This is a genomic window from Actinacidiphila yeochonensis CN732 (assembly GCF_000745345.1).
In the GTDB taxonomy this organism is placed as follows: Bacteria; Actinomycetota; Actinomycetes; order Streptomycetales; family Streptomycetaceae; genus Actinacidiphila; species Actinacidiphila yeochonensis.
The window spans coordinates 1345373-1362044 of sequence record NZ_JQNR01000004.1 but is presented as its reverse complement, the minus strand read 5'-3'; the positions used below and the strand labels follow the sequence as shown (position 1 = coordinate 1362044).

The following is a 16672-nucleotide window of genomic DNA, read 5'->3' as shown; positions in this document are numbered from 1 at the left end:
CGCGGCCCCGGGCGCCGGCGACACCGTGCCCGTCGCGCTGCCGCCGGACCTCACCGCCCGGCTGCGGGCGACGGCCGCCCGGCTGCGGGTCACGCCCTTCGCCGTCCTGCTCACCGTGTACGCGTCCCTGCTGGGCCGCTACGCGTCCACCGACGACGTCATCGTCGGCGTCCCCGTGGCCAACCGGGGCGCACCGGAGCTGGAGGGCCTGATCGGCCCCCTGGTCAACACCCTGCCCGTACGGGTCGATCTCACCGGGACCGCGACGTTCGCCGAGCTCGCCCGGCGCACCCAGGGGCTGCTCGCCGAGGACCTCGACCGGCCGCTGGTGCCGCTCGACCGGCTCGTGGACGCTCTGGGCACCCCCCGGGACCCGGGCCGGCCGGCGCTCGTCCAGGCCAGCCTCGTGCTGCAGGACGCCATGCCGGACGTGGTCCGGCTCGGCGAGGCCGCGGGCGTCCTGCGGCCGGTGCCCACCCGCACGGCCAAGTACGACCTCACCCTCGCCGTGGAGGAGCACCCCGACCGGTTCCAGGGCCTTCTGGAGTACGCCTCCGCACGGTTCACCGCGGTCTCGGCGGGCCGGTTCGCACGCCACCTGGAGAACCTGCTGCGCTCGGCGCTCGACGATCCCGACGCCCAGGCGGCCCTCGCCCCGCTCGACCGGGGCGAGGCCGAAACGCCGTCCCCCCGGCCCGCCGGTCCGTCGGGTGCCGCTCGGGCGGCCCACGCCGCTCCCGTGCACGAGGTGTTCCGGGCGCAGGCCGCGGCGCGGCCGGACGCCGTGGCCGTCCGCCACAACGGACGGGACGTCACCTTCGGCCTGCTGGACGCCTGGAGCGACCGGATCGCCGCGCGGCTGCTCGACCTGGGCGCCGCGCCCGGCCGCTTCGTCTCGGTCCTGCTGTCCACGGGCCCCGCGCAGACCGCGGCGATCCTGGCGGTCGCCAAGACGGGGGCGGCCTTCGCGGTCCTCGACCCGGACGGCCCCGAACTGCGGCTCCGGGCCGTGCTCGCGGACGCCGAGCCGGTGTGCGTGCTGGCCGACGAACCAGGCCTGAGCGGATACCCCGGTCTGCGGGACCGGGCGGCCGGCCGGTTCGCCGACGTGCCCGTGGACATCCTCGGCCCCGGCGTTCCGGACAGCACGACCGCCGCGCGGATCCCGGCCGCGCCCGTCACCGGCGGCGACGCCCTCTGCCTGGTGTACACCTCGGGCTCGACCGGGAGCCCCAAGGGCATCGCGCTGTCGCACGCGACGCTCGCGCAGTTCGCGGACTGGCAGGGCGAGCGGTTCGGCATCGGGTACCGCAGCCGTGTCGCCCAGTGGGCGCCCTTCACCTACGACGCCGCCTACACGGAGGTGTTCGCGGCCCTGTGCCACGGTGCGACGCTCTGCGTGCCACCGGACGGCGCCCGCCGGGACCCGGCGGCCCTGGCCGACTGGCTCCGCGCCGAGCGCGTCAGCCAGCTCCAGACCGTACCGGGCTTCTTCACCGTGGTGACCGAGGCCCTGGACCGCAGCGGCGCCGAACTCCCCGACCTGGAGCACGTGCTGCTGGCGGGTGAGGTGCTGCCACCGTCGCTCGCCGCCGCCTGGGCCGACCGGGCGGTGCGGCCCCGGCTGCACAACCTCTACGGCCCGACCGAGTGTGTGCTCGCCACCCACCGGGAACTGGCGCCGGGGGAACGGTTCGCGCCCTCCGTGCCCGTCGGCCGGCCGATCCCCGGCCGGCAGGCCCTCGTGCTCGACCACCGCGGCCGTCCCTGCCCGGTCGGCGTGGTCGGCGAGATCCATCTGCGCAGCGACTTCCTCGCCGGGTCCTACCACCGCAGGCCCGAGGAGAGCGCCAAGGCATACGTGCCCGACCCCTGGCAGCCCGGCGGCACGCTCTACCGCACCGGTGACCTCGGCCGCTTCCTGCCGGACGGCGAACTGGCCTTCACCGGACGCACCGGCGGCCTGGTGAAGATCCGCGGCAACCGTGTCGAACTGGAGGAGATCGAGGCGCTGCTGGAGGCCCACCCGTCGGTCCGGGAGGCCGCCGCGGCAGCCCACGGCACCCTCTTGGCACCTCGGCTCATCGGGTACGCCGTCGTGCACGGCAACGTCACCGGGGCGGAACTCCGTGCCTTCCTCGCCGGGCGCCTGCCCGCCGCGGTGGTTCCCGAACAGGTCGTGCTGCTGGACGCGCTGCCCCGTACCCGTACCAACAAGCGGGACCGCGCCCGCCTCCCCGCCCCGGAGGCGGCCGTCCCGGACGCCGCCGCGCCGCCGCTGGACGGCACCGAGCAGCTGGTCGCCGACGCCTGGCGGCGGGTGCTGGGAACCGGCCGGCCCGTCGGACGCCACACCAACTTCTTCGACGCGGGCGGCAACTCGCTGCTGGCGGCCCGTCTCCAGTTGGACCTCTGCGGCCGGCTCGGCCGGGAGGTACGGCTCGTGGACGTCTTCGCCCGGCCCACCGTCGCCGCATTCGTCGCGGGCCTGGACGGTGGCACGCCCGGCGCGGTGCCGCGCGGCCCCGCCTCGCCGACCCGGCCGCCGACCCGGCCGCGCGCGCCGGACGGCGCCGGGCCGCCGTCCGGGCCCGCGCCCGCACCCGGACGGACCAGTCCAACGCACCGAGAGGGAGAGACTGACATGGACGTGCAGAGCGTGATGACGGAGCTGCGGAACGCCGTCGGCTCCGAGGGACTTGAGCGGGTCGAGGAGTGCCTGGCCATCCTCGTGGGCGAGAAGGCGCCCGAGTACCTCCACGACGACCAGGAGCCCACCCGGCTCTTCTTCCCCGAGATCAGTGCCCTGCCCTGGCACGACACGGCGGCACAGCACTGGGTGGCCGGTATGGAGGCCGCGTACCAGGACATCCGGGCCGAGTTCCTCGCCCTGCGCGAGGCGGAGGCCCGCTTCGCCCCGTACGAGGACCTGTACACCAAGGAACTCGGCTGGCAGGGCTGGGACACCTTCCAGATCTACCGCGACGGCGGCTGGCGCGACGAGGCGCGGGCAAGCTGTCCGCGGACCTGCGAGGCGCTCGCCGCGACCCCGCACGGCCCACGGGACGGGATGTTCACCATCCTCAACCCCGGCGTGCACATCACGCCGCACACGGGCGGGGTGAACCTCCTGCTCACCGCTCACCTTCCGCTGATCGTCCCGCCGGGCTGCGCCATCAAGGTCGGCGACGACGAGCGGGGATGGCAGGAGGGCAAGGTCATCCTCTTCGACGACAGCTTCATCCACGAGGCGTGGAACCGGGGCACCGAGCAGCGCTCCGTCCTGCTCTGGGACGTCTGGCACCCCGACCTGACGGCCGGTGAGATACGAGCCCTCGAGTACCTGATGCCCCGCTTCCAGCGCTATCTGATGGCGGTCTGACCCCGCGCGGGGAACGAAGGCCAGCCCCTCCGCCCACGGACGCGCAGTGCCGCGCCGAGCCACCAACGGAGAACATCATGAACGCACAGCCAGGACAGACGGACCGGGACGACTGGATCGACAGCGACGGCCGCATCGCCGTCGTCGGCATGGCGGGGCGCTTTCCCGGAGCCGAGTCCCCCGACGAGCTGTGGGACCTGCTGGAGTCGGGTGTCGAGGCGGTCTCCCGGTTCGCCCCCGAGGAACTGCGCGCCGCCGGCGTGCCCGAGGGCGAGGAGGCCGCGCCCGGATACGTGCCGGTGAAGGGCGCCTTGGGGGACATCGCCGGATTCGACTCCCGGCTCTTCGGCTACAACGCCCTGGAGGCGTCGGTCATCGACCCCCAGCAGCGGATCTTCCTCGAGTGCGCCTGGGCGGCGCTGGAGGACGCCGGGTGCGACCCGGACCGCGCCGCGGGGCCGGTGGCCGTGTACGCCGGGTCGCTGCTGAGCACGTACCTGATCCGCAATCTGCTGCCCCGCACCGACCTTCGCGCGACGCTGGGCGTCCCGCTGCTGTTCCAGGGCAACCAGCCCGACCAGCTGGCCAGCCGGGCCGCGTACAAACTGAACCTGCGCGGTCCGGCCGTCAGCGTCCAGACCGCCTGCTCGACCTCACTCGTCGCGGTGCACATGGCCGCGCAGAGCCTGCTGACCCAGGAGTGCGACCTGGCCCTGGCCGGTGGTGTGACCGTCACCGTGCCGCACCGCGCCGGCTACCTCCCCGTCGAGGGAGGCATCGAGTCGCCGGGCGGCCGATGTCGCCCCTACGGCGCGGGGGCCGACGGCACGGTCTTCGGCAACGGCGCGGGGGTCGTCGTGCTCAAGCGGCTGTCGGACGCCCTCGCCGACGGCGACCGGATCCATGCCGTGATCCTGGGCTCGGCCGTCAACAACGACGGCGCCGCCAAGGCCGGCTACACCGCCCCCGGTGTCGCGGGCCAGGCGGCCGTGATCCGCGAGGCGCTGTCGGTCGCCGACGTGTCGCCGCGCTCCATCGGCTACGTGGAAGGGCACGGCACCGGCACCGCGATCGGCGACCCGATCGAGATCGAGGCGCTCACCGCCGCGTACCGGGCCGCGGACCCGGCCGCGGACCCGGCCGCGGACGCGTGGTGCGCGCTGGGATCGGTGAAGTCCAGGGTCGGTCACCTGGACACGGCGGCCGGCGTCACCGGCCTCATCGCGGCGGTCCAGGCCCTGCGCCACGGGCGGATCCCCGCCACCCTGCACGCCGACGGCGACACCCCGGCCCCCGCCCTGGACCGCACCCCGTTCTTCGTACCCGACCGGCTCACCGGGTGGCCGGCGGAGGACGGTCCTCGGCGCGCCGCCGTCAGCGCGTTCGGCATCGGCGGCACCAACGCCCACCTCATCATCGAGGAGGCGCCGCGGCCGGCCGCCCGCTCCGCGGAGGGCGACCCGCCCCTGGCCGCCTCCGTGCTGCCGGTGGCGCTGCCCCTGTCGGCCCGCACCGCTGCCGCCCTGGACACGGCCGCCGAGCGTCTGGCGGCGCACCTCGAAGCCCACCGCGATGTCCCCCTCGCGGATGTCGCCCGCACCCTGCGCAGCGGACGCCGCCAGTTGGAGCACCGCCGGGTCGTCCTCGCCCGCGACACCGCGGAGGCCGTCACCGCGCTGCGCGCCGGCGGGCGGCGCGACACGGTGCGGGCCCGCACCGCCCGCGCCGACGCCCCGGTCGCCTTCCTGCTCCCGGGGCAGGGCACCCAGCTGCCGCGGATGTCAATGGGCCTGTACGACGCGCATCCGGTGTTCCGGGCCGCGCTGGACGAGTGCGGCAGCATCCTGCGGCCGCACCTCGGACGGGACCTGACCGGCCTGCTGCGGGACGGCGGCGCGGAGGAGCTGCGGCGCACCTCCGTGCTCCAGCCCGCCGTCGTCGCCGTCGGGCACGCGCTGGCCCGCCTCTGGGAGCACTGGGGCGTTCGGCCCGCCGCCCTGCTCGGGCACAGCCTCGGCGAGTTCACCGCCGCCGCGCTGTCCGGTGTCTTCGACCTGCCCGACGCCCTGCGGCTGGCCGCCGTACGCGGCCGCCTCATGGAGGAGACCGCGGCCGGGGCCATGCTGGCGGTACCGCTGGGCGAGGCTGACGCCGTCGAGACGGCCGCCGCGTACGGGCTGGACCTGGCCGCGGTCAACGGGCCGACGGCGACCACGCTCTCCGGCCCGCGGGACGCCGTGGAACGGGCGCGCGCGGATCTCGACGGGCGCGGCCTGCGCCCGCTGCCGCTGCCGGTCGACCGGGCGTTCCACAGCTCCCTGTGCGACGAGGCCGCCGCGCGTTTCGCGGAGGAGGTGGCAGGAGCCGTCCGCGGCGCGCCCGGCGTGCCGTTCGTCTCCGGTGTGACCGGTGACTGGATCACCGCGGAGCTGGCCGCCGACCCCGCCTACTGGGCCCGCCAGATGCGCGAACCGGTGCGCTTCGACCGCGCCCTGCGCACCCTCGCCGCCTTCGACGAGGGGCTGGTCCTGGTGGAGGCGGGCCCCGGCAGCGTCCTCACCGACCTGGTGCGGTCGGTCCGTTCCGACGACAGCGGGGTCGCCCCGCCGCCGCTGCCCTCCCGCGGCCGGCGCGGGGCCGGCGACGAGCCCGCGAGCGCGGTGCTGTCCCTGGCCGGGCTGTGGACTCGGGGCGTCCGCGTCCAGTGGGAACCCGTCGCTTCCGGCGCGCGCGTGACCAGCCTGCCCGTCTACCCCTTCGAGCGCCTGCCCCACTGGATCGACCCCGGGCCCACCGACCTGTCCGCGGCGCCCGCGCCCGGCCTCGGGCCGGAGGCCGCCGACGCCGTGCACGCCGCCGTCGTCTGGCGCCCCCTGGACGAGGGGCCGGAGACCGCCGGCCGGATTCCGGGCCGGCGCCAGACCTGGCTGGTCCTGATGGACCCGGACGGCGCGGCGCAGCCGGCCGTGGACGTGCTGACGGCACGCGGGCAGATCGTCACCGTGGTGCGGCCGGGTACCGAGTACCGGCGGGTCCGCCGCGGCGTCTACGAACTCGACCCGCGCGACCCGGCCCACTACACCAAGCTGCTCGCCGACCTGCGCGCGCTCGTGCGCACGCCCACCGCCGTGCTCTACGCCTGGGGCCTGAGCCCCGGACAGGGCGCCGGCGGCGGCAGCACCACCGATCCGGACGAGACCGCGTGCTACTTCGGACTCGTGCGGCTCGCCCGTGCCATGGCGGACGAGAGCATCGTCAACGAGGTGCGCCTGGGGGTCCTGACCCGGGGCGCGTTCCGCACCGCCGCGGACGAGTGCCCCGACCCCGCGGCCGCGATGCTCAGCGGCCCGGTCCAGGTCCTCCCCGAGGAGTACGCCAACCTGCGGTGCGCCCAGGTCGACCTGCCGGCCGGGGCGGCGCTGGGGCCGGACGCCGAAGCGGTGCTGGACGCGGTCCTGGCCGCTCCCGCCCGACTCCTCGCCCTGCGCGGCGGCCGCCTGCTCACCCGTACCGTCGAGGCCGTCGAGCGCACCGTCCCGGACGTCCCCGTCGACCCCGCGGACCCCTCCGGCCCCGCTGAGGGCGGCGGGACCTGGCTCGTCACCGGTGGGCTGGGCGGCATCGGCCGGACCCTCGCCGCGCACCTGGCCCGCGCCTCGGGGGCCCGGCTGGCGCTGCTGGCGCGGCGGGCCCCCGACGACGGGGCGGCCGCTTTCCTGCGGCAACTGCGGGAGTCGGGCGCCGAGGTGCTCGTGCTCCAGGCCGACGTCACCGACGCCGGCTCCCTGGCCGGAGCGCTGGACGACGTCCGAGCCCGGTTCGGCGGCATCGACGGCGTCGTGCACGCCGCCGGTGTGCCGGGCGGCGGCTCCGTCGCCCTCCGGGACGACGAGGACGCGCGAACGGTGTTCGGCCCGAAGGTGACGGGTACGCGCAACCTGCTCGCCGCCCTGCGTCCCGGTGAGGCCCGGGTCCTCGTGGTGTGCTCCTCGCTGGCCACCCTGGTTCCCACCTACGGGCAGGCGGACTACACGGCGGCCAACGCCTACCTGGCCGCCGCGGCGGAGGCGGAGACGGCGCGCGGCGACCGCCGCGCCGTCGCCGTCGACTGGGACATGTGGGCCGGCGTCGGCATGGCCAGCGAGGCCGAGGTGCCCGCCGACCTGCGGGTGCTCCAGGAGCGCATGCTGGCCGGGGCCCTCACCCCCGACCAGGGGGCACGCGCCTTCGCGGCGCTGCTCGCGGCGCTCCCCGGCCACGCCGTCGTGGCCCGTTCCTCGGCCGGCGTCGTGGACGGCGCGCTGCGGCTCGCCGACGAGCCGGCCGCCGTGCGGCGCACGACCGCGGCGCTGCCCCGCCCCGACCTCGCCACCGCCTACGTCGCTCCCCGCAACCCGACCGAGGAGCGGCTCGCCGAGATATACGGCGAGATGCTCGGCATCGACCGGGTCGGTGTCCACGACGACTTCCTCGACCTCGGCGGACACTCCCTCCTCGCCGCTCAGATCGTGGCCCGGCTCCGGGCGGAGTTCCAGGTCGACGTGCCTGCCCGTGCGTTCTTCGAGGGCGGCCGCGTCGCCGACCTCGGCGAGCTGATCGAGGAGCGCATCCTCGCCGAACTGGAGAGCCAGTGACCAAGTCCATCGGCCGGGAAGAGCGTCTTGCCCGGCTCACCCCGGAACAGCGGGCCGCGTTCGAGGCCCGCAGCCGAGGCCGCTCGGCCGCCCCGTCCACGACGCCCGCCGGCCCCGGCACGCCGGCCGACGCCGCCCGGGGCCCGTCACCCCCGCGCGGCGGCCGGCGCCCCTGTCCTTCGGCCAGGAACGGCTGTGGTTCCTGGAGCAGCTCATGCCCGGCCTCGTCGTCCACAACGAGTACGTGGCGCTGCGCCTGGCCGGCCCCCTCGACCTTGCCGCGCTCGACGCGGCGCTCACCGCGCTGGTCGACCGCCACGAGGCGCTGCGCACCGTCGTCGACCCCGCCGACGGCACCCCGGTGCAGCGGGTGCTGCCGTCCCCGGAGTCCGTGTTGACCGTGGTCGACCTCGGGCCCGGCGACGACGACGGTGCCGGGCCCGAGGAGGACGGCGTCCGGCCCGCCGAACGGGCGCTGGCCGAGGCGGAGGCCGCCCGACCCTTCGATCCGACCGGCGGGCCGCTGTTCCGGGCCCTGCTGATCAGGACCGCGCCCGACCACGCCCTGCTGGTCGTGGTCAACCACCACATGGTCGGTGACGCCTGGTCCAGGGCCGTGCTCGTGGACGACCTGTGCACCGGCTACCGCGCGCACCTCGACGGCACCGCGGCCGCGCACCCGCCGCTGCCCCTCCAGTACGGCGACTGGGCCGCCTGGCAGCGCCGCCACCTCACCGACGACAACCTCGCCGAGCAACTGGCCTACTGGCGCGAGCGGATGGCCGGCGCGCCACCGCTGCTCGACCTCGCGACCGACCGGCCGCGCCCGGCGGTGCCGACACACCGTGGCGGCCGGGTCCGCTTCACCCTGGACCCGCGGCTCACGGAGGCCGTCGAGGCGGCCGCCCGGGAGGCCAGGGCGACGCCGTTCATGGTCACCCTGGCCGCCTGGCAGGCCGTCCTCATGCGCCATTCCGGGCAGGAGGACGTCGTCGTCGGCGTGCCCACCGCCGGACGGGACCGGCCGGAGCTGGCCGGACTCGTCGGCATGTTCGTCAACAGCCTGGTCCTGCGGGCGGACCTGTCCGGCGACCCCTCCTTCGCGGACCTGCTCGCCCAGGTCAGAGAAACGGCCCTGGGCGCGCTGGCCCATGCCCAGGTCCCCTTCGAGCGGCTCGTGCGCGAGCTGAGCCCCGAGCGCGACCTCAGCCACGGGCCCCTCTACCAGGCGCAGTTCGGCTACCGCAACGTGCCCGAGCGCGCGGTCGTGCTGCCCGGCGTCGAGGTGGGGATCGTCGACCTGGACAACGGCCTGTGCCGGACCGACCTCAGCCTCGAACTGGCCCGGCAGGGCGACGTCACCGAGGGGATCTGCGAGTACAGCCGCGACCTGTTCGACGAGGGCACCGCGCGTACCCTCGTCGAGGCCCTGGAGCGCGTGCTGCGCCGTGCCACGGCCGACCAGCGGCTGCGGCTGTCGGAACTGCTCGCCCTCAGCCCGGCTGAACAGGCCCTGCTCGACGCGGCCGGGGACGGCGGTCCGGTACCGGAGGGCGCCGCGGACGTGCTCACCGCCTTCTCTGCGGCCGTCCGCGATCGTCCGGGCGCCGAAGCCGTCGTCTGCGCGGGCGCCTCGCTGACCTTCCGGGAGCTCCACGGCCGCGCGGCCGGCATGGCCGACCTGCTGCGGGCCGCGGGGGTCCGGCCGGGCGACCGGGTCGGCGTGGGCATGCGCCGGTGCGCCGACCTGCCGGCCGCGCTGCTCGCCGTGCTCATGACCGGCGCGGCCTACCTGCCGCTCGACCCCGACTACCCGCTGGAGCGGCTGCGGTACGTGTGCGGCGACGCGACGCCCGCCGCCGTGCTCGTGCACGCGGCGACCCGCGCGGTGTTCGCGACCGCCGACGCGGTCCCCGCCGGGGTGCCCCTGGTCGACGCGGACGCGCCGGCCGGCACCGCCGGCGCGGGAGCGGGCGGCGCTCTGCCGGAGGCGGACCCCGAGTCGCCGGCCTACGTCATCCACACCTCTGGCTCCACCGGCAGGCCCAAGGGCGTCGTGGTCCTGCACCGCAACCTCACGGCCTTCCTGGCCGCGATGGACCGCGTGGTGGACACCGGCGGACAGCCGGTGACCTGGCTCGCCGTCACCAGTATCTCGTTCGACATCTCCGTACTGGAGCTGCTGTGGACGGTCAGCCGCGGCCACCGCGTGGTCGTCACCCCGGACGAGGGGGGCACCGCCGCCGTCCCCGTGCCGGACGAGACCCAAGGGGACGTCGCCGCACCGGAGTTCAGCCTCTTCTACTTCGCCAGCGACTCCAGCCGGCTCCTGCCCGGACCGGAGCAGTACCGGCTGCTGATGGAGGGGGCGCGCTTCGGTGACGAGCAGGGGTTCAGCGCCGTCTGGCTGCCGGAGCGCCACTTCCACGCCTTCGGCGGTTCCTTCCCCGCCCCGTCCGTCCTGGCCGCCGCCGTGGCCACGGCCACCCGGAACATCGGCATCCGGGCAGGCAGCGTCGTCATGCCGCTCCACCACCCCGTCCGGGTGGCGGAGGAGTGGTCGGTCGTCGACAACCTGTCCGGCGGGCGGGTCGGGCTGTCGTTCGCGTCCGGCTGGCACATGGACGACTTCGTCCTGGCCAAGGACGCCTACGAGGACCGCCAGATCCGCACCCTCCAGGGGCTCGACGAGGTGCGCAGGCTCTGGCGCGGGGACCGGCTGGCCTTCGAGGGCCCGGGCGGACGCTCCGTCGAGGTCGGGGTGCTGCCCCGCCCGGTCCAGGACGAACTGCCCGTGTGGCTCACCTCGTCGGGCAGCCCGGAGACCTGCCGCAGAGCGGGCGAGGCCGGTGTGCGGCTGCTGACCCACCTGCTCGGCCAGAGCGTCGGTGAGCTCGCCGAGCGCGTCGCCGTCTACCGGGACGCCTGGCACCGGGCCGGCCACCCCGGGCGCCCGCATGTCACGCTGATGCTGCACACCTTCGTCGGTGCCGACGCCGGGGACGTCCGGGGGCACGCCTGGCAGCCGTTCCGCGACTACCTGCGCTCCTCCGTCGGTCTGATCGAGAACATGGCCCGTGCCATGGGCGTCGACATCAGGGCCGAGGACTTCACGGCCGACGACGAGGAGGCCCTCCTCGACCACGCCTGTGCCCGCTATCTGGCGGACAGCTCGCTCATCGGCACCGTCGAGGACCGGCTGCCCCTGGTCCGCCGGCTGGCCGGGGCCGGAGTGGACGAGATCGCCTGCCTCGTGGACTTCGGCGTGGACGCGGACGCCGCGATCGGGGCCCTGCCGGGGCTGGCCGCCCTCAGGGAGCGGGCCGCCTCGGCGGCTCCCACCGCCCCGCGGGGCGAGGTGTCCCTCACCGGACTCGTCCGAGCCCACCGCGTCACGCACCTCCAGTGCACCCCCTCGCACGCCCGCGCTCTGCTGGACGAGGCGGACACGGCCGCGCTCGGTGGGCTCCGGCAGCTGCTGCTGGGCGGCGAGCCGCTGGACACCGACCTCGCCGCCAGGCTCGCGCAGCACGTCAGCGGCACGATCCGGAACATGTACGGGCCGACCGAGACCACCGTGTGGTCCACCACCGACCTCGTCGACCCGGCCGAGGGAGCCGTCACCATCGGGCGCCCCGTCGCCGGCACCGCGGTCCGGGTGCTCGACCCGTACGGCCGCCGGGTCCCCGTCGGTGTTCCGGGCGAGATGTACATCGGCGGCGCCGGTGTGACCGCCGGATACCTGGACCGCCCGGAGCTGACCGCCGAGCGTTTCGGACCCGTTCCGGGCGGGGCCGACACCGGGATGCGGTTCTACCGCACCGGAGACGTCGTCCGCGTTCTGCGCGACGGGCGACTCGGCTACCTGTCCCGCAACGACAACCAGCTGAAGATCCGCGGCTACCGCGTCGAGGCCGGGGAGGTGGAGGCCGCGCTCACCGCGCTCCCAGCGGTACGCCAGTGCGTGGTCACCGGGCACGGCCTCGGCACCTCCCGCGCGGCCCTCGCCGCCCACGTCGTACCGGAGGCGCCCGGCGAGCCGCCCACGGCCGCCGAGCTGCGCGCCGAACTGGCCCGCGTGCTCCCCCCGTTCCTCGTCCCGTCCCATTTCGTCCTCCTCGACGCGCTGCCGCTGACCGGCAACGGAAAGGTGGACCGCGCGGCGCTGCCCGCCCCCGGGCCCGAGGGGAGGAGCGCCGCCGCCCCCATCGCGCCGACGACCGCCACCGAGAAGCTGATCGCGGAGATCTGGCAGGACGCCCTGGGCGCGGAACGGGTGGGGGCGCACGACGACTTCTTCGAACTCGGCGGCCACTCCCTGCTGGCCGCCCAGGTCGCCGCCGGAATCCGACGCGCGTTCGGCGTCCGGCTGCCCCTGCGCACCCTGTTCGAGGCGTCCACCGTCGCCGCGCTCGCCCGCGCCGTGGACGGACTCGGCGCGGCCCAGGCCGGCCCGGAAGCCGGCCCGGAAGCCGGGGCGGCACCCGCCGCGGCGGTGCTGCGGCCCGACCCGGAGCACCGCCACGACCCGTTCCCGCTCACCGACGTGCAGCGCGCCTACTGGATCGGCCGCAGCGGCACCGTCGGCGGAGACGTCTCCTGTCACCTGTACGTCGAGCTCGACGTCGACGACGTCGAGCTGCCCCGGCTGGAGCGGGCCTGGCAGGCCCTGGTGCGGCGCCACGACGCCCTGCGCATCGTGGTGGACGCGGACGGCGCCCAGCGGATCCTGGCGGACGTCCCGGACTACCGGGTGGCGGTCGACGACCTGCGCGGTCTCGACGCCGCCGCGTGCGAGAGCCGTCTGCGGGCGACCCGCGAGGCGATGTCCCACCAGGTGCTGCCTTCGGAGACCTGGCCGCTGTTCGACGTCCGGGCCAGCCGGACCGGGGACACGGGCGCCCGCGTCCACTTCGGCATCGACACCCTGATCGCCGACGGCGGCAGCGTGCAGATCCTGCTGCGCGAGCTCCTCGCCGTCTACCGCGGGGAGTTCCGGCCCCGTCCGCTCGAACTGTCCTTCCGGGACTACGTGATGGCCGAGCAGGAGCGTCGCGGCGGTCCCGAGCGGGAGCGCGACCTCGCCTACTGGCGCGACCGGCTGGACACCCTGCCGCCCGCGCCCCCGCTGCCGCTGGCCCGGCGCCCCGAGGAACTGGCCGAGACGCGGTTCCGGCGCCGCGAGGCGTACCTGGCGGCGGACGTGTGGGCCCGGCTGAAGGAGCGGGCCGCCTCGGCGCGGATCACCCCGTCCGCGCTCGCCCTCGCCGCGTACGCCACGGTGCTCGGCACCTGGGCGGGGACCGACCGGTTCACCCTCAACCTCACCCTCTTCAACCGGGTCGGCGACCACCCCGACCTGCCCGCGCTCGTCGGCGACTTCACCGCCCTCACCATGCTGGAGGTGGACGGCGGCGGCGCCGGCTCCTTCGAGGACCGCGCCCGCCGGGTGCAGGACCGGCTCTGGGAGGACCTGGACCACCAGCTCGTCAGCGGGGTGTGGGCGGCCGGCGAGTTGGCGCGCCGACGCGGCGTCGCCGACGCCGTCATGCCCGTGGTCTTCACCAGCGAACTGGGCGCCGCGGACACGGGCGGCACTCCCCCGGCGGATCCGGGCGCCCGGGTCGCGTACACGATCACCCAGACCCCCCAGGTCTGGCTCGACCACCAGATCGCGGAGGACGGCGGCCGGCTCCGGCTCACCTGGGACGCCGTGGAGGCGCTGTTCGCGCCCAGCGCGCTGGACGACATGTTCGGCGCGTACACGGCGCTGCTCGCCTCCCTCGCCGACGAGCCCGCGGCCTGGACCGACCCGCACCGCGAGGTGCTGCCCCCGGAGCAGGCCGCGCGGTACGCGGCGCTCAACGACACCGCGGGTCCGCTCCCGGACGGCCTGCTGCACGAGCCGTTCCTCGCCCGCGCCCGCCGGGAGCCGGGCCGCGTCGCGGTCGTCTCCGCCACCGGCACGGTCACCTACGGGGAACTCGACCGGGCCTCGCTGGCCGTCGCCCGGACCCTGTGCGGGGCCGGCGTCCGGGCCGGCGACCTCGTCGGCGTACTGGCGGACCGCGGATGGGAGCAGGTCGCGTCCGCCATCGGGGTGCTGCGTGCCGGGGGCGCCTACCTGCCCCTGGACAGCGGCCTGCCCGCCGCACGCGTGGCCGCCTCCCTGGCCCACGCCGGAGCCGCCGCCCTGATCGTTCCGGGCTCCGCGCCTGCCGGGGACCGGGCGCCGGAGGGGGTCGCCGTCATCCCGTTCGGCGAAGCGGTCGCGGCCGGCACCGCCGCCGACGCCGGCCGGGACCCGCGCCCCGCCACCGCGCCCGGCGACCTGGCGTACGTGATCTACACGTCCGGGTCCACCGGCGAGCCCAAGGGCGTGATGACCGACCACCGGGGCGCCCTCAACACCGTCACCGACGTCAACGAGCGGTTCGGCGTGACGGCCGACGACCGGGTGTTCGCCCTGTCGTCCCTGGGCTTCGACCTGTCGGTGTACGACATCTTCGGCACCCTCGCCGCGGGCGCGGCGCTCGTCCTGCCCGGTCCCGGCGAGGAGCGCGACCCGGTCCGGTGGGCCCGGCTCGTCGCCGATCACGGCGTCACCGTGTGGAACTCCGTGCCGGCGCTGATGGAGATGCTGCTCGTGCACGCCTCCGGCAACCCGGCGGTGGACGTGGGGAGTCTGCGTCTGGTCCTGCTCAGCGGGGACTGGATTCCCGTCGGTATGCCCGATGCCGTCAGGTCGGTCGCGCCCGGGGCCGAGGTGGTCAGCCTGGGCGGCGCCACCGAGGCGTCGATCTGGTCGGTGCTGCACCCGGTCGGCCCGGTCGACCCGGAGCGGCCGAGCATCCCCTACGGCCGGCCCATGCGCAACCAGACCATGTACGTCCTCGACGACGCCTTCCGGCTGCGGCCCACCGGGGTGCCCGGCGCGCTGTACATCGGCGGGGTGGGTCTCGCCGTGGGCTACCGCGGCGCGCCCGAGCTCACCGGCCGGGCGTTCCCCACCCACCCGGCAACCGGGGAGCGGCTCTACCGGACCGGCGACATGGCCCGGCTGATGCCGGACGGCGACCTGGAGTTCCTCGGCCGTGAGGGCTCCCAGGTCAAGGTGCGCGGCATGCGCATCGAACTGGGTGAGATCGAGGCCGCGCTGGTGCGGACCGAGGGCGTCCGGGAGGCCGCCGCCTACGTCACGGGTTCGGGCACGTCCGCCCAGCTCGCGGCCTACGTCGTACGGGAGGCACCGGTCGCCGGGAGCGCCGCGCCGGGCGGAACCGGGGCCGCCACCCCAGCGGTCCTCGACGCCGAGCGGGTGCGCAGGCTGGAGACCCGGCTTCGCCAGCCGGGGCGGCGTGACGACCTCGCGGGCCGCGAGGTGCTGCCGTTCGCGCTGCCCTCCGACGTCCTGGAGCTGCGCGCCGCGTCCGCCGCGCGCGGCGCGGCCACCGGGTTCGGCACCGGCCCGGTACCGGCGGCGGACCTGTACGCGTTGCTCACCGTCCTCACCCGCCAGGACGACGACGGCGTGCCGCGCTACGCCTACGGTTCGGCCGGCGGCCTCTACCCCGTGCAGACGTACGTGGTGGTCGGGGACGGCGGCGTCGAGGGGATCGCGGCCGGGGTCTACTACCTCGACCCGGCCGGCTCCGCCCTGCTGGCGCTGGACGGGCCCAAGGGCGCCGAACGGGCCCTCGATCCGGCGCTGTTCGGAGAGTCCAACCGGCCGCTGGCCCGGCAGGCGGGCTTCGCCGTCCACCTGGTCGCCCGGAACGCGGCCCTGACGCCCGTGTACGGCGAACTCTCCGACCGTTTCGGTCTGCTGGAGGCCGGGGCGATGGCGCAGCTGCTGCGGCAGCGGGCCGCGGACTGCCGGATCGGCCTGTGCCCGATCGGGGACGTGTACGCCGGGGCGTTGCGGGAGATCCTGTGCCTGGAGGACGACCAGACGGTGCTGCACACGCTGTTCGGCGGTCTCCCGGTGGGCCTGGACACCGCCGCGGAGGGCCCGGACGGGTGGGTGGCCGGGCTGCGGGACGAACTCGCCCGGCGACTGCCCGGGTACATGGTTCCGCGGCACCTGCGGTTGATCGAGGCGCTGCCGCTGTCGGCCAACGGCAAGGTGGACCGCGAGGCGCTCGCCCGGTTGGACGGCACCCCGGCACGGCCCGTCCCCGCGGCCTCGTCCGCCGCCCGCTCCGACGCCCCGCCGGCCGGCGGCCGGACCGCCGTGGAGCCGGCCGTCGAGGGGGTGGGAGCCGGCTCCGCCGCCGGCAGCACCGCGGAGCGGCTCGGGGCCCTGTGGCAGGAGGTGCTGGACGGCCGGGAGATCGGCCTCGACACGAACTTCTTCGACGCCGGGGCGACCTCCATCCATCTGGTGCGCGTACAGCGCCGGATCACCGAGGAGTTCGGTACGGAGCTGTCGGTCGTCGAGATGTTCGACCGTCCGACCGTCCGGCACCTCGCCGAGGCGCTGGACGGCGCCGCACCAGTCGCGCCGGCGGCCGCGGCGCTGCCCGGCGCGGAGGACGACGCGGCCCCGGCCGAGGGCCGACGCCGGCACCACGAGCGGCGGCGGGCCGCACGCCGCGCCGGCGGCCCGTCCACCGACTGAGAGCCCGCGCGGACGGGGCCGGCGGCCGGCCCCGTC

The 16672-nt window shown here is 76.0% G+C and carries 3 protein-coding genes; all 3 read left to right on the top strand.

The window, feature by feature from the left end:
- Positions 1 to 25: 25 nt before the first annotated feature.
- Entirely contained in the window at positions 26 to 3382 is a 3357-nt protein-coding gene (locus tag BS72_RS39205; RefSeq protein ID WP_037909305.1) for a non-ribosomal peptide synthetase, read from the top strand.
- Positions 3383 to 3459: 77 nt separating this feature from the next.
- A complete protein-coding gene (locus BS72_RS12165; protein ID WP_051950973.1) occupies positions 3460 to 8016 on the top strand; it encodes a type I polyketide synthase in 4557 nt (1518 codons plus the stop codon).
- 172 nt (positions 8017 to 8188) lie between these two features.
- On the top strand, positions 8189 to 16636 hold the full coding sequence (locus BS72_RS32245) for a non-ribosomal peptide synthetase (RefSeq protein WP_265736797.1): 8448 nt from the start codon (positions 8189 to 8191) through the stop codon (positions 16634 to 16636).
- Positions 16637 to 16672: the final 36 nt, after the last annotated feature.

Coding starts and splice junctions, on each gene's coding strand:
- BS72_RS12165 (WP_051950973.1), top strand. CDS start 3,460: ATGAACGCACAGCCAGGACAGACGGACCGGGACGACTGGATCGACAGC.